The organism is Streptomyces sp. NPDC001070 (assembly GCF_053598835.1).
Genome location: NZ_JBSFLB010000022.1, coordinates 54,618 through 77,429 on the forward strand (window position 1 = coordinate 54,618; position 22,812 = coordinate 77,429).

The 22,812-nt window shown below is 71.5% G+C and carries 21 protein-coding genes; 17 read left to right on the forward strand and 4 right to left on the reverse strand.

From position 1 onward, the window contains the following. Nucleotides 1-19 precede the first annotated feature (19 nt). The 10 genes from ACWDAS_RS25770 (at nucleotide 20) to mutM (ending at nucleotide 9,753) form a co-directional block, all read left to right on the forward strand. Nucleotides 20-1,693 (forward strand): DAK2 domain-containing protein, encoded by a 1,674-nt coding sequence (locus tag ACWDAS_RS25770; protein WP_450395190.1) that lies wholly within the window; start codon nucleotides 20-22, stop codon nucleotides 1,691-1,693. Nucleotides 1,694-1,993: 300 nt separating this feature from the next. Then, entirely contained in the window at nucleotides 1,994-4,192 is a 2,199-nt protein-coding gene (gene recG, locus ACWDAS_RS25775) for an ATP-dependent DNA helicase RecG (protein WP_450395193.1), read from the forward strand. Nucleotides 4,193-4,287: 95 nt separating this feature from the next. Further along, on the forward strand, nucleotides 4,288-4,806 hold the full coding sequence (locus ACWDAS_RS25780) for a helix-turn-helix domain-containing protein (RefSeq protein WP_450395196.1): 519 nt from the start codon (nucleotides 4,288-4,290) through the stop codon (nucleotides 4,804-4,806). A gap of 70 nt (nucleotides 4,807-4,876) precedes the next feature. Next, nucleotides 4,877-5,458: a 16S rRNA (guanine(966)-N(2))-methyltransferase RsmD gene (gene rsmD / locus ACWDAS_RS25785; protein WP_450395199.1), complete on the forward strand. Its 582-nt coding sequence runs from the start codon at nucleotides 4,877-4,879 to the stop codon at nucleotides 5,456-5,458. A 35-nt stretch (nucleotides 5,459-5,493) separates the two neighbouring features. Next, on the forward strand, nucleotides 5,494-5,973 hold the full coding sequence (gene coaD, locus ACWDAS_RS25790) for a pantetheine-phosphate adenylyltransferase (protein WP_450395202.1): 480 nt from the start codon (nucleotides 5,494-5,496) through the stop codon (nucleotides 5,971-5,973). A 10-nt stretch (nucleotides 5,974-5,983) separates the two neighbouring features. After that, entirely contained in the window at nucleotides 5,984-7,096 is a 1,113-nt protein-coding gene (locus tag ACWDAS_RS25795; RefSeq protein WP_450395205.1) for an ATP synthase F0 subunit B, read from the forward strand. Nucleotides 7,097-7,187: 91 nt separating this feature from the next. After that, nucleotides 7,188-7,814, forward strand: a complete 627-nt coding sequence (locus tag ACWDAS_RS25800; protein ID WP_450395208.1) for a YceD family protein — start codon at nucleotides 7,188-7,190, stop codon at nucleotides 7,812-7,814. A gap of 2 nt (nucleotides 7,815-7,816) precedes the next feature. Then, complete coding sequence (gene rpmF / locus ACWDAS_RS25805) at nucleotides 7,817-7,990, forward strand: 50S ribosomal protein L32 (RefSeq protein WP_026251550.1); 174 nt, start codon at nucleotides 7,817-7,819, stop codon at nucleotides 7,988-7,990. Between the two features lie 19 nt (nucleotides 7,991-8,009). Then, nucleotides 8,010-8,759, forward strand: coding sequence for a ribonuclease III (gene rnc / locus ACWDAS_RS25810; RefSeq protein ID WP_450395211.1), 750 nt, complete (start codon nucleotides 8,010-8,012; stop codon nucleotides 8,757-8,759). Nucleotides 8,760-8,853: 94 nt separating this feature from the next. Further along, nucleotides 8,854-9,753: a bifunctional DNA-formamidopyrimidine glycosylase/DNA-(apurinic or apyrimidinic site) lyase gene (mutM, locus tag ACWDAS_RS25815; protein WP_450395213.1), complete on the forward strand. Its 900-nt coding sequence runs from the start codon at nucleotides 8,854-8,856 to the stop codon at nucleotides 9,751-9,753. Here mutM and ACWDAS_RS25820 read toward each other — a convergent pair. Continuing rightward, nucleotides 9,696-10,151, reverse strand: coding sequence for a winged helix-turn-helix transcriptional regulator (locus ACWDAS_RS25820; RefSeq protein WP_450395216.1), 456 nt, complete (start codon nucleotides 10,149-10,151; stop codon nucleotides 9,696-9,698). The genes mutM and ACWDAS_RS25820 overlap by 58 nt on opposite strands. A gap of 128 nt (nucleotides 10,152-10,279) precedes the next feature. Between ACWDAS_RS25820 and ACWDAS_RS25825 the strand changes: the two genes are divergently transcribed. Together ACWDAS_RS25825 and ACWDAS_RS25830 are read left to right on the forward strand one after the other, a co-directional pair. Beyond that, nucleotides 10,280-10,870, forward strand: coding sequence for a flavodoxin family protein (locus ACWDAS_RS25825; protein WP_450395219.1), 591 nt, complete (start codon nucleotides 10,280-10,282; stop codon nucleotides 10,868-10,870). A gap of 417 nt (nucleotides 10,871-11,287) precedes the next feature. Then, complete coding sequence (locus tag ACWDAS_RS25830) at nucleotides 11,288-11,704, forward strand: hypothetical protein (RefSeq protein WP_450395222.1); 417 nt, start codon at nucleotides 11,288-11,290, stop codon at nucleotides 11,702-11,704. Nucleotides 11,705-11,770: 66 nt separating this feature from the next. Here ACWDAS_RS25830 and ACWDAS_RS25835 read toward each other — a convergent pair whose 3' ends face one another. Together ACWDAS_RS25835 and ACWDAS_RS25840 are read right to left on the reverse strand one after the other, a co-directional pair. Next, on the reverse strand, nucleotides 11,771-12,775 hold the full coding sequence (locus tag ACWDAS_RS25835; RefSeq protein WP_450395224.1) for a hypothetical protein: 1,005 nt from the start codon (nucleotides 12,773-12,775) through the stop codon (nucleotides 11,771-11,773). A 274-nt stretch (nucleotides 12,776-13,049) separates the two neighbouring features. Continuing rightward, nucleotides 13,050-13,940, reverse strand: coding sequence for a CAP domain-containing protein (locus ACWDAS_RS25840; RefSeq protein WP_450395226.1), 891 nt, complete (start codon nucleotides 13,938-13,940; stop codon nucleotides 13,050-13,052). Between the two features lie 124 nt (nucleotides 13,941-14,064). Between ACWDAS_RS25840 and ACWDAS_RS25845 the strand changes: the two genes are divergently transcribed. The 4 genes from ACWDAS_RS25845 to ACWDAS_RS25860 all read left to right on the forward strand — a co-directional run bounded on the left by ACWDAS_RS25845 (nucleotide 14,065) and on the right by ACWDAS_RS25860 (nucleotide 20,329). After that, a complete protein-coding gene (locus tag ACWDAS_RS25845; protein WP_450395229.1) occupies nucleotides 14,065-14,346 on the forward strand; it encodes an acylphosphatase in 282 nt (93 codons plus the stop codon). Nucleotides 14,347-14,758: 412 nt separating this feature from the next. Next, nucleotides 14,759-14,947, forward strand: coding sequence for a hypothetical protein (locus tag ACWDAS_RS25850; RefSeq protein ID WP_319131640.1), 189 nt, complete (start codon nucleotides 14,759-14,761; stop codon nucleotides 14,945-14,947). 176 nt (nucleotides 14,948-15,123) lie between these two features. After that, entirely contained in the window at nucleotides 15,124-18,681 is a 3,558-nt protein-coding gene (gene smc, locus ACWDAS_RS25855) for a chromosome segregation protein SMC (protein ID WP_450395231.1), read from the forward strand. Nucleotides 18,682-18,898: 217 nt separating this feature from the next. Next, a complete protein-coding gene (locus tag ACWDAS_RS25860) occupies nucleotides 18,899-20,329 on the forward strand; it encodes a sugar porter family MFS transporter (RefSeq protein WP_450395232.1) in 1,431 nt (476 codons plus the stop codon). 115 nt (nucleotides 20,330-20,444) lie between these two features. Here ACWDAS_RS25860 and ACWDAS_RS25865 read toward each other — a convergent pair whose 3' ends face one another. Further along, nucleotides 20,445-21,434 carry an LLM class flavin-dependent oxidoreductase gene (locus ACWDAS_RS25865; RefSeq protein WP_450395235.1) on the reverse strand — a complete coding sequence of 330 codons (990 nt, stop codon included), beginning with the start codon at nucleotides 21,432-21,434 and terminating at the stop codon, nucleotides 20,445-20,447. A 100-nt stretch (nucleotides 21,435-21,534) separates the two neighbouring features. Between ACWDAS_RS25865 and ftsY the strand changes: the two genes are divergently transcribed. Continuing rightward, nucleotides 21,535-22,755: a signal recognition particle-docking protein FtsY gene (gene ftsY / locus ACWDAS_RS25870; RefSeq protein WP_450395238.1), complete on the forward strand. Its 1,221-nt coding sequence runs from the start codon at nucleotides 21,535-21,537 to the stop codon at nucleotides 22,753-22,755. Nucleotides 22,756-22,812 lie beyond the last annotated feature (57 nt).

The following is a 22,812-nucleotide window of genomic DNA, read 5'->3' on the forward strand; positions in this document are numbered from 1 at the left end:
CGCCCCGCAGGAGGAACACGTGCCGCCGACGCTCGACCCTCCCGCGGTGCGCGCATGGTGCCGGCTGGCCCTCCAGGCCCTCGGTCGGGCACGCGAGGAGATCGACGCGATCAACGTCTACCCCGTCGCCGACGGGGACACCGGCACCAACCTCTTCCTGACCGTGGAGTCCGCCGCCCAGTCCGTGGACGCCGTCTTCGAGGGCCACGCCGCCTCCGGCAGCACCCCGGACCTCACCTCGTGCCTGCGCTCCATGGCGCACGGCGCCCTCATCGGGGCGCGCGGCAACTCCGGGACCATCCTCGCGCAACTGCTGCGCGGCATGACCGAGGTCCTCGCCGCGGACTCCGGCGACCTGCGGCCGGCCCTGCGCCGGGCCGCGGAGTCCGCCTACCAGGCCGTCGCCCACCCGGTCGAGGGCACGATGCTCACGGTCGCCACGGCGGCCGCCGACGCGGCCTCCGCTGCCACCGGTGACGTCCACGAGGTCTCCCGGGCCGCGTACGAGGCCGCGCGCACCGCTCTTGCGGCCACTCCGCGGCAGCTCGCCGTCCTCGGCGACGCCGGTGTCGTCGACGCGGGCGGCCGCGGCCTCGTGGCCGTCCTGGGCGCCCTGGCGGACGCGGTCTCCGGCCAGGCCCCGATGGGCCCGCTCGACGAGGCCGTGCGCCTGCCGCCGCCCAGGAGCGCGACCCCGGTGGTGCCGTACGGCTGCGCCCCCGGCGGCGACGGCGCGGACCCGCACGTCGTGCCCGGCGGCCCCGGCTTCGAGGTCATCTACCTCCTGGAGGCGCCCGACCCCGCGGTCGCCGCGCTGCGCGCCCGGCTGGACGGGCTCGGCGACTCCCTCGTCGTCGTGGGCGGGGACGGGCTGTGGAACGTCCACGTCCACGTGGACGACGTGGGCGCCGCCATCGAGGCCGGGATCGAGGCCGGGCGGCCGTACCGCATCAAGGTCACGCACTTCGGCGACCAGGCCCGCGCGCTCGAACAGGGCCGCCGCGGGGCCCCCGGCGAACGCGGCGAACGGGCTCTGCGCGCGGTCGTCGCCGTCGTCCGCGGCGACGGGCTCGCCGCGCTGTGCGCCGAGGCCGGTGCCATGGTGGTCGCCGTACGGCCCGGGGAGCCGCCCGCGAGCGGCGACATCGCGGAGGCCATCCGCCGCGCTTACGCCCGCGAGGTCGTCCTCCTGCCCAACGACGTCGAACTGCGGCACGCGGTCGGCGCCGCGGCGGAGCAGGCCCGCGCGGAGGGCGTCCGCGTGGCCCTCATCCCCACGCGGTCCGCGGTGCAGGGCATCGCCGCCCTCGCCGTCCACGAGCCGACCCGGCGTTTCGACGAGGACGTCGTCGCCATGACCTCGGCGGCCGGCGCCACGCGCTACGCCGAGCTCGCCGTCGCGGAGGCCCAGTCCTGGACCATGGCCGGCGTCTGCCAGGCCGGGGACGTCCTCGGCCTCATCGACGGGGACGTCGCGGTGATCGGCGGCAACCTCGTCGAGACCGGGATCATCGTCCTGGACCGCATGCTCGCGGCGGGCGGGGAGATGGTCACGCTCGTCATCGGGGCCGACGCGCCCGCGGATCTGGCGGACCGGCTCGAGGCGCATGTGCGGGACAGCCACCTGGCCGTGGACACGGTCGTCTACGCGGGCGGCCAGGAGACGTGCCCCCTGCTCATCGGGGTCGAGTAGCCGTTCCGCCCCCCGTTGTCGTTCGTGTGCGGGTTGTTCGCGGTGGGGGTTGGGGTTGTCTGGCGCGGTCAGTTGCCGTCTTGCGCGCTGTTCGTGGTGGGCCGGGGTCGGGGCCCCGGGGCTGCACGTCCTGGACTGGCATGTTCACGTGCATGGCGGGCACCTGCTTTCCCGCCCCGGATGCCGCAGACACATATGCCGCAGCGTCCGGGCGGGCGGGGGAGAAACCGCGACCGCAACAACAGACGACCCGCACACGACGACAACCGGGCGCCCACATTGTCGGGGGCGTGCGCAAAGATGGACGCGATGTCTGCTGCCCTTGACGAACCGCTCGCGAAATCCGTCGGCGGCCGCACCGCGAAGGTGTTCGCCGACCACCTCGACCTGCGCACGGTCGGTGACCTGCTGCACCACTACCCCCGCCGCTACGCCGAGCGCGGTGAGCTGACCCGCCTGTCCGACCTCCCCCTGGACGAGCACGTCACCGTCGTCGCGCGCGTCGCGAAGGCGACCAGGAAGACCTACGGGCCCGGCAAGGCGCGCCTGGAGGTGGTCGTCACCGACGGCAGCGGCTCGCTGACCCTGGTCTTCTTCGGGCGGGGGGTGTTCAAGCCGGAGCACGATCTCCTTCCGGGCCGCCGCGGGATGTTCGCTGGCAAGGTCTCCGTCTTCAACCGCGCCCTGCAGTTGGCGCACCCGGAGTACCAGTTGCTGGACGCGGAGGACGGCAAGGAGGCCGTGGACGCCTTCGCGAGCCGGCTGATCCCGATCTACCCGGCGTGCAAGCAGGTCAATTCGTGGACGATCGCGAAGACCGTGGACACGGTGCTGACCTCCCTCGGCGCCACGCAGTGGTCGGGCACGGGGGAGCCGCTGCCCACCGTGCTGCGGGAATCGCGGGGGCTCGTGGCGCTGCCGGAGGCGCTGGAGAAGATCCACCGCCCCCGGACGAAGGCGGACATCGCCGTCGCGCGGGACCGGCTGAAGTGGGACGAGGCGTTCGTGCTGCAGGTGGCCCTCGCACGGCGCCGCGCCGCGGACAACGCGCTGCCGGCGGTGCCGCGCGTGCCGGCGGAGGAAGGGCTGCTGAAGGCGTTCGACGCGCGGCTGCCGTTCACGCTGACCGAGGGCCAGCAGCAGGTGTCGGCCGAGATCTTCGCGGACCTGGCGACGGACCACCCGATGCACCGGCTGCTCCAGGGCGAAGTCGGCTCCGGGAAGACGATGGTGGCGCTGCGCGCCATGCTCGGCGTCGTCGACACGGGCGGCCAGGCCGCGATGCTGGCGCCGACGGAGGTGCTCGCGCAGCAGCACCACCGGTCGATCACCGAGATGATGGGCGATCTCGCCGAGGGCGGCATGCTCGGCGGCTCGGACCTGGGCACGAAGGTCGTGCTGCTGACCGGCTCGATGGGGGCCGCCGCCCGCCGCCAGGCGCTGCTGGACCTGGTGACCGGCGAGGCCGGGATCGTCGTGGGCACGCACGCGCTGATCGAGGACAAGGTGCAGTTCCACGACCTGGGCCTGGTCGTGGTCGACGAGCAGCACCGCTTCGGCGTGGAGCAGCGCGACGCACTGCGGGGCAAGGCCAAGCAGCCGCCGCATCTGCTGGTGATGACGGCGACGCCGATCCCGCGCACCGTGGCGATGACGGTCTTCGGCGATCTGGAGACCTCGGTGCTGGACCAGTTGCCGGCCGGTCGCTCGCCGATCGCCACGCACGTCGTACCGGCGAAGGACAAGCCGCACTTCCTGTCGCGCGCCTGGGAGCGGGTGCGCGAGGAGGTCGAGGGCGGCCACCAGGGGTACGTGGTGTGCCCGCGGATCGGTGACGAGGAGCCGGATCCGAAGAAGAAGTCCGCGGAGGACGAGGCGGAGCGGCGGCCGCCGCTGGCCGTGCTGGAGATCGCGGAGCAGTTGGCCAAGGGGCCGCTGGCGGGGCTGCGCGTGGAGGTGCTCCACGGGCGGATGCAGCCGGAGGCGAAGGACGACGTGATGCGCCGCTTCGCCGCCGGGGAGGTCGACGTGCTGGTGGCGACCACGGTGATCGAGGTCGGCGTCAACGTGCCGAACGCGACCGCCATGGTGATCATGGACGCGGACCGCTTCGGCGTGTCGCAGCTGCACCAGTTGCGCGGCCGGGTCGGGCGGGGTTCGGCGGCGGGTCTGTGCCTGCTGGTGTCCGAGATGCCGGAGGCGACCTCGGCCCGTGCCCGGCTGGACGCAGTCGCCGGGACGCTGGACGGCTTCGAGTTGTCCCGGATCGACCTGGAACAGCGCCGTGAGGGGGACGTACTGGGGCAGGCCCAGTCCGGTACGCGTTCGTCGCTGCGCATGCTGACGGTGATCGACGACGAGGACGTGATCGCGGCGGCCCGCGAGGAGGCCACGGCGCTGGTCGCCGCCGACCCCGAACTGGCCGGTCAGCCGGACCTGCGCAGCGCGCTGGAGAGCCTGGTCGACGCGGACCGCGAGCAGTACCTCGACAAGGGCTGACGGACCGTCATTGTCGGTGCCTCCTGGGAGAATGGACACAGTCCGCGCCGATCCGCTCGGGAATCGGCGTAGTTGGACCCTTGGGGGCTGATTTCATGTCGTTCCGTCATCTCAACGAACTGCCGCTCGGTGAGAAGGTCTTCCGGATCGAGCTCTCCAGCGACGACGACACCACCGTCACCCTGTCCCTGGCCGGCTGGTCCGAGGACGACCCCGACACCCTCCTCGCCTCCGGCACGCTCGCGCTGCCGCTGACCGACGTCCCGTCCCTGCGCATCGCCCTCAACCGCGCCCTGCGCGCCCTCGCGCTCGTGGCCGACGTGGCCGAGCCCATCCCCGACCGCGACGTGCTGCGCGAGCTGTTCCCGGGGCACGGCGCGCCCTGGGTGCCGCAGCACGAGGAGGAGCTGGTCCGCCGGTTCCACGACGGCGAGTCCATCGCCCGCATAGCCGCCCGCTTCGGCCGTACGCCCGACTCGGTACGGACGAAGCTGCGTGAGCTCGGTCACGACCCTCGGCGCCCCGAGTACTGCCCGCCCGACGGCTGCCTGTCCTGGTCGCGCTACGCCTCGCCCGCGCTCGTCGGGGCCGTGGAAGAGCAGGGCCGGGACTGACCTACGTATCGTGGGGGAGCGGCGCCGCGCAGGCGCCGCTCCGCCCGCCCACGAGACGAATGAGCCGCAGATGACCCGCGTGATCGCCGGAGCCGCCGGTGGCCGCCGCCTGGCCGTGCCGCCGGGCAACGGCACCCGACCCACCTCGGACCGGGCCAAGGAGGGGCTGTTCTCCACCTGGGAGTCGCTGCGCGGCAATCTGCACGGGGCGCGGGTCATCGACCTGTACGGGGGCTCGGGGGCCGTCGGTCTGGAGGCGCTGTCGCGCGGCGCCGAGCACGTGCTGCTCGTCGAAGCCGATCCCCGCGCCGCCCGGGTCATCCGGGAGAACGTGCGCGTCCTCGGGCTGCCCGGGGCCGAGGTGCGGGCCGGCAAGGCCGAGAAGGTGATCGCCGGACCACCCCCGCAGACCCCGTACGACCTGGTGTTCCTGGATCCCCCGTACGCCGTCACGGACGACGACCTGCGCGAGATTCTGCTCACACTCCGCACCGAGGGCTGGCTCGACGCGGACGCGCTCGCCACCGTGGAGAGAAGCACCCGAGGCGGGGAATTCCGCTGGCCCGAGGGGTACGAAGGGCTGAGGGCCCGCCGCTACGGCGAAGGGACGCTTTGGTACGGTCGCGCCGCCGACGTTACTGACGCGTCATGAACCACCCGCAGAACCCTCAGAGCGAGGAGTCACCGTTGCGCCGCGCAGTCTGTCCCGGGTCCTTCGACCCCGTCACCAATGGGCACCTCGACATCATCGCCCGAGCCTCGCGTCTGTACGACGAGGTCTACGTGGCCGTGATGATCAACAAGTCCAAGAAGGGGCTGTTCTCGATCGAGGAGCGCATCGCCCTCATCGAGGAGGTCACCGCCGAGTACGGCAACGTGCGCGTGGAGGCCTTCCACGGCCTGCTGGTCGACTTCTGCAAGCAGCGCGACATCCCGGCGATCGTGAAGGGCCTGCGCGCGGTCAGCGACTTCGACTACGAGCTGCAGATGGCCCAGATGAACAACGGGCTGACCGGTGTGGAGACCCTCTTCGTCCCCACCAACCCCACCTACAGCTTCCTCTCCTCCAGCCTCGTCAAGGAGGTGGCGCAATGGGGCGGCGACGTCGCGCACTTGCTGCCCCCCGTCGTGCTGGAGGCCCTCAAGAAGAAGCTCGCGCAGCAGTAGAGTCTGCGACGTGGACGTCCAGAAGAAGCTCGACGAGATCGTGGCCGCCGTGGAGGCCGCCCGGTCCATGCCGATGTCGGCCTCCTGCGTGGTCAACCGTGCCGAGCTGCTCGCCATGCTCGAAGACGTACGGTCGGCGCTGCCCGACTCGCTCTCCCAGGCCCAGCAGCTGCTGGGCGGCCGGGAGCAGATGGTCGAGGAGGCCCGCGTCGAGGCCGGCCGGATCATCGAGGCCGCACACGCCGAACGCGGCTCGCTGATCTCCGACACCGAGATCGCCCGCCGCTCCCAGCAGGAGGCCGAGCGCATCGTCACCGAGGCGCAGCGCGAGGCCGCCGAGATCCGGGCCGAGGCCGACGACTACGTCGACAGCAAGCTCGCCAATTTCGAGGTCGTGCTCACCAAGACCATCGGCTCGGTGGACCGCGGCCGCGAGAAGCTGCTCGGCCACGGCCCGGTCTTCGACGAGAACGGCTACCCGTACGACGACGAGGACGACGCGCCGGAGCGCAGCGCCGACCCGGAGACGCTGCGCCGCCGCGCGGACGAGTACGTGGACGCCAAGCTGGGCGCCTTCGAGGCGGTGCTCAGCAAGACCCTGGAGGCCGTCGGCCGCGGCCGCCTGAAGCTGACCGGCCACCGCCCGATCGACGAGCTGGGTGCCCACATGGCGGCCCACGACGCCGACGACAGCGAAGGCCGTGTGCCCGGGCAGTCCGACGCGGAGTACCTCGCGGGCCTGGCCGCGCCTGCGGCCCCGGGCGACTACCGGTACGACCCGAGCGCCCCGCAGCAGCCCGACTACGGCTACCAGCAGCCGGACCCGTACCAGCAGGGCGGGCAGGCGGATCCGTACCAGCAGCACGGGCAGCAGGATCCCTACCAGCAGCAGGGCCAGTACGCCGATCCGTACGCCGCGCAGCCCCACCAGCAGCAGGCGTACTACGACCCGAACTACGGCTGGCAGCAGCCGCAGCAGACCGGCTACGAGCAGCAGCAGTACATCCCGCAGCAGCACCAGCCGGGGCAGGGCGCGGCGCTGGACGAGACGAGCTTCTTCGACACCAGCATGATCGACCTGAACCGGCTGCGTGAGCTGGAGCAGGAGCGCGGTTTGGGCTGAGCCCGGGGGACCGGTATCCTGATCCCTCAGCCGTGTGATCCCCGGCGTTTTGGCGTGCCCGCCGTCGAACCGGCGGGCAGGCACCGAACCGATGAAAGCAGGAGCCCTGAACACCCGCCTCGACCACCGCAACCCGCTCGTGTTCGACACGCACGAGCTGGGCCGTCGTCCTGGTGCGATGAAGAAGGTCTCCCGTACGGTGCCGGCTCCCAAGGACCTCGGCATCGAGGTCATCGGCGTCCGCGAGGGCGCGGAGATCACGATCGACCTCCGCCTTGAGTCGGTGATGGAGGGAGTGCTCGTCACGGGCACCGCCCGCGCGCCGCTCTCGGGGGAGTGCGTAAGGTGTCTGGAGCCGATCGGGCGCGAGCTCGAGACGGACTTCCAGGAGTTGTACTCCTACCCCGACGCCGACACCCGGACCGGAGGGCACCACGGTGCCGCCGACGCCGGTGACGACGCCGAGGAGGAGGACAATCTCTTCCTCGAGGGCGACCTGCTCGACCTCGAGTCCGTGCTGCGGGACGCGGTGGTTCTCGAACTGCCGCTGCAGCCGGTGTGCCAGGACGACTGTGCCGGTCTGTGCTCCGAGTGCGGGGCGCGGCTGACGGACGACCCGGACCACCACCATGAGGTCACCGACATCCGTTGGGCGGCCCTGCAGAACATTCAGCTGAGCGGTGCCGACGAGGGCGCCGACGAGAACCAGGAGAAGTAGCCGTGGCTGTTCCCAAGCGGAAGATGTCGCGCAGCAACACGCGCCACCGCCGTTCGCAGTGGAAGGCTGCGCCCGTGAGCCTGGTGGCGTGCGAGCGCTGCCACGAGCCGAAGCAGCAGCACATCGCGTGCCCGAGCTGCGGCACCTACAACCGTCGTCAGGTCCTCGAGGTCTGATCGGCGGGTGAGGGGCTCCATGTCGTCAGACGGCGCAACGTCGACGGACGCCGGTAAGGCAGCCTCGTCCCCCGCGGTTCTGGAAGGGCGGCTCGGGTACACACTCGAACCCGCCCTTCTGGTGCGTGCGCTGACCCATCGCTCGTACGCGTACGAGAACGGCGGTCTGCCCACCAACGAGCGCTTGGAGTTCCTCGGTGACTCCGTGCTCGGTCTGGTGGTGACCGACACCCTCTACCGCACCCACCCGGACCTCCCGGAGGGCACGCTCGCCAAGCTGCGGGCCGCGGTGGTCAACTCGCGCGCGCTGGCCGATGTCGGCCGCGGCCTCGACCTGGGCAGCTTCATCCGCCTCGGACGGGGCGAGGAGGGAACCGGCGGCCGGGACAAGGCGTCGATCCTCGCGGACACCCTCGAGGCGGTGATCGGGGCGGTCTACCTGGACCAGGGTCTGGACGCCGCTTCGGAGCTGGTGCACCGGCTCTTCGATCCGCTGATCGAGAAGTCCTCCAACCTCGGGGCGGGACTGGACTGGAAGACCAGCCTCCAGGAACTCACCGCGGGCGAGGGCCTCGGCGTTCCGGAGTACGTGGTCTCCGAGACCGGACCCGACCACGAGAAGACCTTCACGGCTGCCGCCCGCGTCGGTGGTGTCGAGTACGGCACCGGCACCGGCCGCAGCAAGAAGGAAGCCGAGCAGCAGGCCGCGGAGGCCGCCTGGCGCGAGATCCGTGCCAAGCGCGACGCGAACGGCGCTGCCGCGAGCTGAACCCGTCAGGCCCGTCCGGCCGGCCCCCGCGGCCGTCCGGGCGGGCCTTGCGGTTCCCCGGACCGGGAACCGCCTTCCGAGAGGAGCGCACCCCGTGCCGGAGCTGCCCGAGGTCGAAGTGGTACGGCGTGGCCTGGACCGCTGGGTGAGCGGTCGCACCGTCGCCGCGGCCGAGGTCATGCACCCGCGCTCCGTGCGCCGTCACCTCGCCGGCGCCGAGGACTTCACGGCCCGGCTGGAGGAGCAGACCCTCGGCCCCGCGCTGCGCCGCGGCAAGTACCTGTGGCTCCCGCTGCAGGACTCGCCGCTCGCACTCCTCGGCCACCTGGGCATGAGCGGCCAGTTGCTCGTCCGGCCCGAGGACGCCCCCGCCGAGACGCATCTGCGCATCCGGATCCGCTTCGCCGACGACCTCGGCACGGAGCTGCGCTTCGTCGACCAGCGCACCTTCGGCGGCCTGTCCCTGCACGACTGCGTGCCCGGCGATCCCGAGCAGCTGCCGGTCCCCCTGTCGCACATCGCCCGCGACCCGCTCGACCCGCGCTTCGACGACGCGGCCTTCCACGCCGCCCTGCGACGGCGCCGCACCACCGTCAAGCGGGCGCTGCTCGACCAGTCGCTGATCAGCGGGGTCGGCAACATCTACGCCGACGAGGCCCTGTGGCGCACGAAGCTGCACTACGAGCGCCCCACCGCGACCCTCACCCGCCCGGTCACGACCGAACTGCTCACCCGCATCCGCGAGGTCATGTCCGACGCCCTCGCCGCCGGCGGCACGAGCTTCGACAGCCTGTACGTCAACGTCAACGGCGAATCCGGTTACTTCGACCGCTCGCTGGACGCGTACGGCCGCGAGGACGAGCCCTGCCGCCGCTGCGGCACGCCGATCCGCCGCCGGCCCTGGATGAACCGGTCGAGCTACTTCTGCCCGCGCTGTCAGCGACCGCCGCGCGGTCCGGCCGGCACGGCCTCCTCCGTAGCCCGCTCGTCGTAGCGCCGCTGCGCCGCCAGCACATCCGGCATCCGCGACTCCACGAGGTCGATCAGCGCGAGCAGCCGGTCGGCCGTGTCCCGGCCCAGCGCCGTCAGGCTGTAGTCCACCCGCGGCGGGTTGGTGGGCTGCGCCTCGCGGTGCACCAGCCCGTCCCGTTCCAGCGCCTGCAGCGTCTGGGAGAGCATCTTCTCGCTCACGCCGTCGACCCGGCGGCGCAGCTCGTTGAACCGCAGCGGTCCCCCGACCAGCGCGCCCAGTGCCAGCGCGCCCCATCGGCCCGTCACATGCTCCAACGTGGGGCGCGACGGGCAGGAACGGGCGAACACATCGAACTCCGGGGCCGCCACCTCGGCATCGCTGCCGGCGGTGGCGTCGCACGCGCGCACGGAAGTCTCCATGACGCCAGCGTACTCGCTTACAGCGCTAACTGTAGGATTGCGCTTTCTAAAAGTTAGTGCTTCCCTGGTTCAGCCGGCCCATCGCGCCGGAAACCCCGTTCGCAGCCCCAGCCGAGGAGCACGCAGTCATGACCACACCCGTCGTCTCGATCGCCTACCACTCCGGTTACGGCCACACCTCCGTCCTCGCAGAGGCCGTGCGCGCGGGCGCCGCCGACGCGGGCGCCGTCGTCCACCTGATCACGGTGGACGGGATCACCGACGAGCAGTGGGCGCTGCTCGACGCCTCCGACGCGATCGTCTTCGGTTCGCCGACGTACATGGGCACCGCCTCCGGTGCCTTCCACCAGTTCGCCGAGGACTCCTCCAAGCGCTGGTTCTCCCAGGCGTGGAAGGACAAGCTCGCGGCCGGCTTCACCAACTCCGGTTCCAAGAGCGGCGACAAGCTCCACACCCTGCAGTTCTTCAGCGTCCTCGCCGCCCAGCACGGCATGAGCTGGATCAACCTCGGCCTCCACCCGGGCTGGAACTCCTCCACCGCTTCCGAGCACGACCTCAACCGCCTCGGCATCTTCCTCGGTGCCGGTGCGCAGACCCACACCGACCACGGCCCCGAGGGCGTCCACAAGGCCGACATCGCCACCGCGGAGCACCTCGGCCGCCGCATCGCCGAGCAGGCCCGCATCTACACCACCGGCCGCGAGGCCGTCGCCGCCTGAGCGGCCCGACGCCGGGCCGCGGTCGCGCGCGGAGACCGCCCGCGCGACTGGGCCCCCTCGGCGACCCCGCCGACGCCGGCCCGCTCCTGCGCGAGGTCGACGTGCCCCGCCGCTGCCGGATCCTCGCCGACGCCTACGGCATGTCGGACACCGGCCGTGGCCGCCTCCTGGAGGTGGCCGTGCTGCGCGCCCGCCGCGCCTGGTCCTCCATGAAGCAGATCGCCGAGGAGCGCGGCGGCGGCTGGGCCCGCATGCGGCGCGAGGGAGCCGGCGAGCGTGGAACGCCGGTTTCTGCCCGTGATTCCTGTGGTTCCCCGCTCGGCGCCCTCGTGTGTGGCACGGCTGTGGCACGAGGTCCTGTGTCGTTTAGCCTCTGGTCGAGACCGCCGTACCGGCAAGCGATTCGGGGGTGGGGCGATGGCAGTCGGTGAGTCGGCCAGGTATCCGTCCGAATGTGAGGACTGCGGCGCCGTGGCGGAGTGTGACGGCGGTGAAGGCCTGGTCGACGGCGAGGTGCGCTGGGACATTGCGCGGAACTGTGCCGCCTGCGGCATGTACGTGATCGCCTGTGGTCGATCGGATGTGCCAGGAGATCTGCGGGAACAGCTGCTGTCCGAGCATGGTCCGGCGCGACTGCAGCTCTGCGACCCATCGTCCAGTGCCGTCGTAATCATGAGGGTGATACGTGCCGAACTGGGGCTTGACTTGATCCGAGCGAAGGCCATGGCGCAGCGAGTACGCACGGGAACCCAAACCGGGACGCTGACCGAAATGGCGTTCCTCGCCGACCGGCTACGCCAGGCAGGTGTCCACGCGACGACAGAACGCCCGTAAGTGGTGGCATCAAGTCGTACACGCGCGCTGACCCGGGCAAAAGGCGTGATCAGTTGTTGTTGCCTGTCAGCGCTGGTTCGCCCGGACGGCCGGGGGACGGTCCCAAGCTCCGTACTCATTCCGGCCTGTTCGCGCGCTCGACTGGGAATCGGTGAACCAGGAGCCGATCGAGTTCCATTGGAAGGCATCCCGCCAGGCGACCTCACCCGCCGCCCAGCCCGCCAGGGCTGCGATGACCTTGTCCGCTGAGACTGTCCGTGTCTGATGGTGCTCGGCGGGACTGCGATCACGGTATTCGAGCTGGTAGGTGCCGTCAGGCCGGAGCCAGACCTGGGCGTAGCAGTCCGCCTCTGCGGCGCACTGCAGCACGAGGTGCCCGTCACGGGGAAGGTTCAGCACCGCTGCTTCAAGTCCGGCGCCGTGTGGGCAGTTCTCCTCGGGGCGGTGGTCAGGGTGCACCAGGGCGTCCGGGTCTGCGGGTTTTTCTCGGACGGGCTCGCGCGCCGGCAGTCCGCAGGCATCGATCAGTTCGAAGAAGAGGTCTTCCACAAACGGGTCCGCTCTCTTGGCCAGGACCATGCGCAGTGCGTCACGGTCGGCAGTGAACCCTGCCTCGTCGGCCCAGTCTGCGATCCGCTCCGTATTCTCGGGCACGTCTGCGAGCAACCATCGGATGCTTCTGTCCCTGTCGGTTTCTCCCGGTGGCGCGTCATCCTCCAAAGGCGGCGACACCGACACGTCGTAGTCGGCGGCCATCACTGGATCAAGGAAGGTCGACCAGGTCACCCCGGACGGAGTGAGACCGCGGACGTAGCAGACATCGCTGTCCATGATGCTTGCGATCATGACCGGCGAGCCGGTTGCTGTGACCAGCCGTTGCAGCCATCGGTCGCCGTCGTTCTCCGGAAGATGGTCATTCACTTGCAGCGTCTGCCAGCCTCCGGGTCGCGGCCAGCACTCGTGGAAGTAGTCAGCGCGCTCCTCGATGCACCACTCCGGGTCGTCGAACACAGGCAGGTCCTGCAACGAAAAATCGCTGCGCGCCAGAACAAAATCGCCAGAGTAACCCATGCTTCCTCCCCAGAGATTGCCGCGATGCCAGCGGCAGGGACGGACAGCGGTTCCCTGACAACCGGAAGCGCGGTTGTCAGCCTTCGAGGCTCTGAGCGAGTACCTCGGGCATCACGACCCCGGCTTCACGCTCCGGACGTACACGCACCTGATGCCCGCGAGCGACACGTGCACGAGGGCCGCCGTCGATATCGCGTATTCGGCCACAAGCCTGCGAGCGACGACGGCCCGGAGACGGCCCAGCCGTCTGACAGCTATCTGACCTGCGACTTTCTCAGTAGCCGAAGTCCTGCGTCCACCAGGGACCGCCCTCGCCGAAGACCGCGCCGACGCCGATCTTCTTGAAATCGCAGTTGAGGATGTTCGCGCGGTGGCCGTCGCTGTTCATCCAGGCGTCCATGACCTCCTGGGCCGTGGCCTGGCCGCGGGCGATGTTCTCGCCGCCGAGGTTCTTGACGCCGGCCTGGGCGGCGCGGTCCCAGGGGTCGTCGCCGTCGGGGTCGGTGTGGTCGAAGAAGCCGCGGGCGGCCATGTCGGAGCTGAAGTCCGAGGCGAGCTCGGAGAGCTTCTTGTCGTAGTGGAGCGGCTGGCAGCCGGCGGTGGCCCGGACCGTGTTCACCAGGGCGAGGACCGAGATCTCGGCGACGCTCTGGTCGCCGTCGTCCTCGCCTTCGGCCGGCGCGGTGGTGGCCGCGGACGCGGACGGGGCGGCCGGCGCGGAGGTCTGTGAGGGCTCCGGCGCGGTGGTGGTGGGGCTCTGCTCCGCGGCGGAGGCGGAAGGGGCGGGCGTCGCGGCGGTCACGGGTGCCGACGGGGCCGCGGAGGGCGCGGTCGTACGGGCGTCGCCGCGGCTCGCGGGGGCCGAGGTGTTGCGGTCGGCGGGAATGGTGCCCACGTCCTGGGGGCTCGCGGTGTTCGGCTGGCCGGCGGCCTGGACCTGGCCGGGAGCGTTGTCGTGGTAAGAGAGTCCGCCGGAACCGTCCGGCGAGGGCAGCAGTCCGCTGGAGACGCCGATGGCACCTACGGCCAGCGCCGCGGACGAGGCCAGCAGCCCGGTGCGCACCGGGTTCTGCTTCCGCCGCCGGGCCCTGCTGGTCTGCCCGCGGTGGCGCGGCGCTTCCGCGAACGGCGCCGGCTCAAAGGCTTTACGGCTGTGGCGGCCCATCCGGTGCAGTCCTTTATGTCGACGGTGTTCACCCGAACGGGTGAGTCCTGTTGCGGCGCGACTGTACCGAAAGACAGGCGGGGCCGGTGTGAACCCTGTGCAACTGGCGGGTTAGCGTGCTTCCATGAACGACGCTGTCCGACTCACCGCCTGGGTGCGAGGCCGAGTCCACCAAGTGGGTTTCCGCTGGTGGACGCGGGTGAACGCACTGGAGATCGGCGGGCTCGACGGCTATGTGAGCAATCTCTCGGACGGCCGTGTGCACGTCGTGGCCGAAGGCGACCGGCTGCGCTGCGACCGTCTGCTCGACTGGCTGCGGGCCGGCGACACGCCCGGACGCGTCGACGGCGTCACCGAAATCTGGGGCGAGCCGCGCGGCGGCTACGACGGCTTCGTGATCCGCTGAGACCCCCTCGGCACACCGCCCCCGTCCGCGCAGGTGAGGGGCTGGATGCCAGATCACCGGCAATCTCACCTGGCAAGGGCGACAAGGAGGTTGCCATTTCGTGCACCGCGTGCAAGGCTGCCGACATCGAGGACGCGGCGATCTTCGGGGAGCGGTGTGACGGCCCCGTCCTCACGCCACGCGGGACGCCCGCGGCGCCCTCTCGCGCCGTGTTTTCTTAGGCGCGCCCGACGCACGGGCTGTGATCGTGTTGACCGCCTATCTATTTGGTGAGACGCTGGAAGCCCCGCGCACCGTAGCTGTATGCATGGCAAAGGGCAGCTTCGGCGCACACGGCGCGGGTGCCTCTAACCCCTCACTCACGACCCACACCGCTCCCCGGTCGGTCACTCAGCGTGGAGGACCATCCATCATGGCAAAGGCGCTTCTCGGTTACGTCGGCGGCCCCGACCCTCGACTCCTCGCCGAGATGCGAAGGCTGCAGCAGCGTGTCCAGGACCTGGAAACCGAGCTTGTACGGATCCAGGCCGAGAACGATGCGCTGGCGGCTGCCTCGCACGAGCTCGTCGACGTACCTCACGCGGAGCCGGTTCTCGCTTGATCCGGCCTTTCGGCCGATCAGTGGAAACGACTCCGTTTGGGAATGTGCAAGGGACGCCCCGGCGTCCCTTCGTCGTTTACCGCCCCGTTCGCCCCTCCCATGATCTCCGCCCTTACGTTGCATGTGCCCCCCGCATTCCTCGGTGAAACCGGGAGCGGGAGGTAGAGTCCCACGGCGTGCACCTCAAGAGCCTGACCCTGCGCGGGTTCAAGTCATTCGCCTCGGCGACGACGCTGCGATTCGAACCCGGAATCACCTGTGTCGTCGGACCGAACGGCTCCGGCAAGTCCAATGTCGTGGACGCGTTGTCCTGGGTCATGGGCGAACAGGGCGCCAAGTCGCTGCGCGGCGGCAAGATGGAGGACGTCATCTTCGCCGGCACGACGGGGCGGCCGCCGCTCGGCCGCGCCGAGGTGTCGCTCACGATCGACAACAGCGACGGTGCTCTCCCGATCGACTACGCCGAGGTCACCATCACGCGGATCATGTTCCGCAACGGCGGCAGCGAATACCAGATCAACGGCGACACCTGCCGGCTGCTCGACATCCAGGAACTGCTCTCCGACTCCGGTATCGGCCGCGAAATGCACGTCATCGTCGGTCAGGGACAGCTGGATTCGGTGCTCCATGCCGATCCGATGGGCCGCCGCGCCTTCATCGAGGAGGCGGCCGGAGTTCTCAAGCACCGCAAGCGCAAGGAAAAGGCGCTGCGGAAGCTCGACGCGATGCAGGCCAATCTCGCCCGTGTCCAGGACCTGACCGGTGAACTGCGCCGCCAGCTCAAGCCGCTGGGACGGCAGGCCCAGGTCGCCCGCCGGGCGGTGGTCATCCAGGCCGACCTGCGCGACGCGCGGCTGCGGCTGCTCGCCGACGACCTGGTCACCCTGCGGGAGGCGCTGCGCGCCGAGGTCGCCGACGAGGCCGCGCTCAAGGAGCGCCGCGACGCCGTCGAGACGAATCTGGCGGCCGCGATACAACGCGAGGCGCGTCTGGAGGAGCAGGTCAGAGCCCTCGCGCCCCGGCTCGCGGACGCCCAGGCCACCTGGTACGGGCTGTCGCAGCTCGCCGAGCGGGTACGCGGCACCATCGGTCTCGCCGAGCAGCGGGTGCGGCACGCCACCGCGCAGCCCGCGGAGGAGCGGCGCGGCCGCGACCCGGAGGACATGGAGCGCGAGGCCGCCCGCATCCGCGAGCAGGAGGCGGAGCTCACCGACGCCCTGGAGGCCGCCCAGCGCGCCCTGGACGACACCATCGACCACCGGGCCGAGCTGGAACGCCGCCTCGCGGAGGAGGACAAGGCCCTCAAGGCCGCCGCCCGCGCCATCGCCGACCGCCGCGAGGGCCTGGCCCGGCTCCAGGGACAGGTCAACGCCGCCCGCTCCAAGGCCGGATCCGCGGAGGCCGAGATCGGCCGGCTGACCGCCGCCCGCGACGAGGCGCGCGAGCGTGCCGAGTCCGCCCAGGAGGAGTACGAGGAACTCCGCGCCCGGGTCGAGGACCTGGACGCCGACGACACCGAGCTCGACGAACGCCTGGAGGAGGCAAAGGCGGAGCAGACGGGGGCCGACGAGGCCCACTCCGCCGCCCGCGAGGCCGCCACCGCAGCCGAGCGCAGCCGCGCCGCTCTCGCCGCCCGCCACGACGCGCTCGCCCTCGGCCTGCGCCGCAAGGACGGCACCGGCGCCCTGCTCGCCGCGGGCGACCGCCTCGCCGGGCTGCTCGGCCCCGCCGCCGAACTCCTCACCGTCGCCCCGGGGCACGAGGTCCCGGTCGCCGCCGCTCTCGGCGCCGCCGCCGACGCGGTCGCCGTCGCCGGCCCGTCCGCGGCCGCCGAGGCCCTGCGGCTGCTCCGCAAGGACGACGCCGGCCGCGCCGCGCTGCTCGTCGCCGGCGGCACCGCCCCGCAGGAGGCCGCCCCGCCGCCCCCGGGGACGCGTTCGGCCGCCGCGCTCGTCGCCGGTCCCGACGAACTGCTCCCCGCCGTACGCCGCCTGCTCCGGGACTACGTCGTCGTGGAGACCCTCGCCGAAGCCGAGACGCTGGTCGCCGCCCACCCGCGGCTGACCGCGGTCACCGCCGAAGGCGACGTCCTGGGCGCGCACTTCGCCCACGGCGGCTCGGCCGGCGTGCCCAGCCTGCTGGAGGTGCAGGCCGCCGTGGACGAGGCCGCCGCGGAGCTGGAGGCACTGGCCGAGCGCTGCGAGGCGCTCGCCGGGGAGCAGGCCGCCGCCAAGGAGCGCAGGGCCGCCGCCGCCCGAGTGGTGGACGAACTGACGCAGCGTCGACGGGCCGCGGAGAAGGAGAAGTCGGCCGTGGCCCAGCAACTGGGCAGGCTCGGCGGCCAGGCGCGGGCCGCGGCCGGGGAGGCGGAACGTTCTGCCGCCGCCGTGGGCCGGGCCGAGGAGGCGCTGGCGGCCGCCATAGAGGAGTTCGAGGAGCTGTCCTTCCGCCTGAGCGAGGCGGAGGCCGCCCCGGCCGAGGAGGAACCGGACACCTCCGTGCGGGACCGGCTGGCCGCCGACGGCGCCAACGCGCGCCAGACCGAGATGGAGGCGCGGCTCCAGGTCCGTACCCACGAGGAGCGGGTGAAGGGCCTGGCCGGCCGCGCCGACGGCCTGGACCGCGCCGCCCGCGCCGAGCGCGAGGCCAGGGCACGGGCCGCCCGCCGCAAGGCACGCCTGGAGTACGAGGCGCAGGTCGCCTCGGCCGTGCTGAAGGGCGCCCAGGGGCTGCTGGCGTACGTCCAGGTCTCCCTGGGACGCGCCGACGAGGAGCGGACGGCGGCCGAACGCGCCAAGGCGGAGCGCGAGGCGGAGCTGGACACCGCGCGCCGACACGGCCGGGAGCTGAAGTCCGAACTGGACCGGCTGACCGACTCCGTCCACAAGGGAGCGGTGCTGGGCGCCGAGAAGCGGCTGCGGATCGAGCAGCTGGAGGCCAAGGCGCTGGAGGAGTACGGCGTCGAGCCCGAGGGTCTGGTCGCGGAGTACGGGCCGGACCAGCTCGTGCCGCCGTCCCCGCCCGCCGAGGGCGAGGAGCTGCCGGAGGACCCGGAGCATCCGCGCAACAAGCCGCGCCCCTACCACCGCGGTGAGCAGGAGAAGCGGCTGAAGGCGGCCGAGAAGGCGTACCAGCAGCTGGGCAAGGTCAACCCGCTGGCGCTGGAGGAGTTCGCGGCGCTCGAGGAGCGGCACAAGTTCCTGTCGGAGCAGCTGGAGGACCTGAGGAAGACCCGGGCCGACCTGCTCCAGGTGGTGAAGGAGGTCGACGAACGGGTCGAGCAGGTCTTCACCTCCGCGTACCACGACACGGCGCGCGAGTTCGAGGGCGTCTTCTCCCGGCTCTTCCCGGGCGGCGAGGGCCGGCTGATCCTCACCGACCCCGAGAACATGCTCACCACGGGCGTGGAGGTGGAGGCCCGCCCGCCGGGCAAGAAGGTCAAGCGGCTGTCGCTGCTGTCGGGCGGCGAGCGCTCGCTGACCGCCGTGGCGCTGCTGGTGTCGATCTTCAAGGCCCGGCCCAGCCCGTTCTACGTGATGGACGAGGTCGAGGCCGCCCTGGACGACACCAACCTGCAGCGGCTGATCCGCATCATGCGGGAACTGCAGGAGAGCTCGCAGCTGATCGTCATCACCCACCAGAAGCGGACCATGGAGGTCGCCGACGCGCTGTACGGGGTCTCCATGCAGGGCGACGGTGTGTCGAAGGTCATCAGTCAGCGCCTGAAGGCCTGACTTTCCCTCTGGCTTCAACCTGTGAACGCATGATGGGGATCTTTGGGAGGATCCTCCGCTTTCGTGTGCCTAAGTGTTCAGGTTTGACTTTGAAGATTGTAGGAATAAGGTCTGCGATGTTGTTTTAGTGTTCGAGTGATGGCGACTTGGGGAGTCCCGGCACTCGTAGCTCATGCCCCCACCTGAGGGCTCGATGCAGAGTCCGGGAGATTCGCCAGTGACCACCACCGCACAGAAGGCCCAGGCGGCCGGCCGCACCGGCGGCCATACCGACCACCTCGGGCACGTCATCTTCATCACCGCGGCCGCCGCCATGGGCGGCTTCCTCTTCGGCTACGACAGCTCCGTCATCAACGGCGCGGTCGAGGGCATCCGGGGGAAGTACGACATCGGCCCGGCCGCCCTCGCCCAGGTCGTCGCGATCGCGCTGATCGGCTGCGCGATCGGCGCCGCCACCGCCGGTCGCATCGCCGACCGCATAGGGCGCATCCGCGTCATGCGGATCGCCGCCGTGCTCTTCACGGTCAGCGCCGTCGGCTCCGCCCTGCCCTTCAGCCTGTGGGACCTGGCGCTGTGGCGCGTCATCGGCGGCTTCGCCATCGGCATGGCGTCGGTCATCGGCCCCGCCTACATCGCCGAGGTCGCCCCCGCCGCCTACCGGGGCCGGCTCGGCTCCTTCCAGCAGGCCGCGATCGTGATCGGCATCGCCGTCTCCCAGCTCGTCAACTGGGGCCTGCTCCAGGCCGCCGACGGCGACCAGCGCGGCGATCTGCTGGGCGTCGAGGCCTGGCAGGTCATGCTCGGAGTGATGGTCGTGCCCGCCGTCCTGTACGGGCTGCTGTCCTTCGCGATCCCCGAGTCGCCCCGCTTCCTGATCTCCGCCGGGCGGATCGCCGACGCCAAGAAGGTGCTGCGCGACGTCGAGGGCGAGCACGCGGACGCGGACGCGCGGGTCGCAGAGATCCGCGAGCACATGCGCAGCGAGCACCGCTCCACCTTCAAGGACCTGCTCGGCGGGCGCTTCGGCTTCGCCCCGATCGTGTGGGTCGGCATCGGGCTGTCGGTGTTCCAGCAGCTCGTCGGCATCAATGTGATCTTCTACTACTCGGCCACCCTGTGGCAGTCCGTGGGCATCGACCCGAGCAGCTCGTTCTTGTACTCCTTCACCACGTCGATCATCAACATCATCGGCACCGTGATCGCGATGCTCTTCGTCGACCGGATCGGCCGCAGGCCGCTCGCCCTCATCGGCTCGGCCGGCATGGCGATCTCCCTCGGCCTGGTGGCCTGGGCCTTCTCCCACAAGACCGGCACCGGCGGCGACATCAGCCTCCCCGGCACCGAGGGCGCCGTGGCGCTCGTGGGCGCGCACGCCTTCGTGCTCTTCTTCGCGCTGTCGTGGGGCGTCGTGGTGTGGGTCTTCCTCGGCGAGATGTTTCCGAACCGGATCCGTGCCGCCGCGCTCGGCGTCGCCGCGTCCGCGCAGTGGATCGCCAACTGGGTGATCACGGCCAGCTTCCCCAGCCTGTCCGACTGGAACCTGTCGCTGACCTACGTGATCTACACGGCCTTCGCCGCGCTCTCCATCCCCTTCGTCCTGAAGTTCGTCCCGGAGACCAAGGGCAAGACCCTGGAGGAGATGGGCTGACTTCCCGTCGCCCGCTCCTGAGGCGTCACCGCCCCCGTGGTTCCCGTCCGGGCCCGGGGGCGGTGCCGTGCCCGGGCCCGGACGACGCAGCCGGGCGACCGGCGCCGCCGGCCGGTCAGTCCTTGAGCCGCGGCAGGACCTGCTCCGCGAACAGGCGCAGGCTCCGCCAGCCCTCCTCGACCGGCATGCCCCCGCACAGGGGGTGCAGGACGAGGGCGGCGGCCGGATCGGTGCTAGCCGCCGCGAAGGCGGCACACTCGTCGGGGGTGACCACGCGGTAGACGCCCTCGCGGCGCAGCTCCTCCGGGGAGGCCGCCGCGGAGCGCACGGCGGAGCGGATGCCGGAGGACTGCCAGGAGGCGTACGTGGCGGCCTCGTGGAACAGGTGGTGCCCGTGCTCGGCCCACGTACGGTCGGGGTCCTCGGACAGGTGGAGCAGCGGGACCTGCGCCGGGGGCATCAGGCACCAGCCCTCGGTGCCGTGCTCGGCCAGTTGCTGCCGGTAGTACGTCTCCAGCTCCGGCAGGTGGGCGCTGGGGAAGAACGGCAGGCCGAACCGCGCCGCGCGGCGGGCCGCGGCGCGCGAGCTGCCGCCGACGATCAGCAGCGGGTGCGGGGCGCTGTACGGGCGCGGGGTGACCCGGACCGCGCGGCCGCGGAAGGTGAAGGGCTCGCCGGTCCAGGCCGCCAGCAGCGTCTCCAGCAGTTCGTCCTGGAGGGCTCCGCGCCGGTGCCAGTCCACGCCGAGGGCCGCGTACTCCTCGGGCCGGTATCCGATGCCGGCGACGGTGACCAGCCGTCCGCCGCCGACGTGGTCGAGCACCGCGATGTCCTCCGCCAGCCGCAGCGGGTCGTACAGCGGCCCGATCAGCGCGGAGACGGTGACCGCGATCCGGCGGGTCGCGCCGAGGACGGCCCCGGCGAAGGCGATGGGGGAGGGCAGCCAGCCGTCGGGGGAGCCGTGGTGTTCCTCGGTCTGGAGGGTGGCGACGCCGTGCTCGTCGGCGTACGCGGCCATCTCCAGGGCGGCCCGGTAGCGGTGGCTCAGGGTCCCGGGCGTGGCGCCGGGGTCGACGAGGTTGAAACGTACGACTGTGGCGGGCATGCGCCGACGTTAGCTGACGAACCGTCAGATGAACAGACTCGTGGACGCCCGCCGGGTGGCTCCCTGGCGGACGTGCCGCGTGACCGATACTGGACGGGTTATGGAAACCGTCATTCTTGCCGTAGTCATCGCCCTGGTCGTGATCCTGGCGGCCGGCGGGCTGGTGGTGGGCAGCCGCCGCAGGAAGCAGCTGCCCCCCGCGCCGCCCGCCGAGAAGCCGACGATCACCGCGCCTCCCGCCGAACCGCACATCGGCGACGAGGCCGAGGCCCCGCGGGACGAGCCCCGCCGGACCATCGAAGAGGTCGAGCTCCCCGAGTCGGACGCCCCCGCGGGCGGCGTCATCGTCGAGGAGCGCCCGGCCGCCCCCGAGATCGAGCTGCCCGAGCCCACCGCCGGCCGCCTGGTGCGGCTGCGCTCCCGGCTGTCCCGCTCGCAGAACGCGCTCGGTAAGGGACTGCTCACGCTGCTCTCGCGCGAGCACCTCGACGAGGAGACGTGGGAGGAGATCGAGGACACCCTGCTCACCGCGGACGTCGGTGTCGCCCCCACCCAGGAGCTGGTGGAGCGGCTGCGCACCCGGGTGAAGGTGCTCGGCACCCGCACCCCCACCGATCTGCGGCAGCTGCTGCGCGAGGAGCTGCTGACCCTGATCGGCACGGACCTCGACCGCACGCTCCACACGGACGGGCTGCCGAACGGGGACGGAGCCGACCAGCCGGCCGTGCTGATGGTCGTGGGCGTCAACGGCACCGGCAAGACCACCACCACCGGCAAGCTCGCCCGGGTCCTGGTGGCGGACGGCCGCAGCGTCGTGCTGGGCGCCGCGGACACCTTCCGGGCCGCGGCCGCCGACCAGCTGCAGACCTGGGGCGAGCGCGTCGGCGCCCGCACGGTGCGCGGGCCGGAGGGCGGCGACCCGGCGTCGGTCGCCTTCGACGCGGTGAAGGAAGGTATCTCCGAGGGCGCGGACGTCGTCCTCATCGACACCGCGGGCCGGCTGCACACCAAGACCGGTCTGATGGACGAGCTGGGCAAGGTCAAGCGCGTCGTGGAGAAGCACGGCCCGGTGAACGAGGTCCTGCTGGTCCTGGACGCCACGACCGGCCAGAACGGTCTCGTCCAGGCCCGGGTCTTCGCCGAGGTCGTCGACATCACCGGCATCGTGCTCACCAAGCTCGACGGCACCGCCAAGGGCGGCATCGTCGTCGCCGTCCAGCGCGAGCTGGGCGTCCCGGTCAAGCTCATCGGCCTGGGCGAGGGCGCGGACGACCTCGCGCCGTTCGAACCCGATGCCTTCGTGGACGCGCTGATCGGCTAGTGGCCGTCAGGACCTGCGGTCCGGCGTATCGACAAGGGGCGCACTCACACGAGTGCG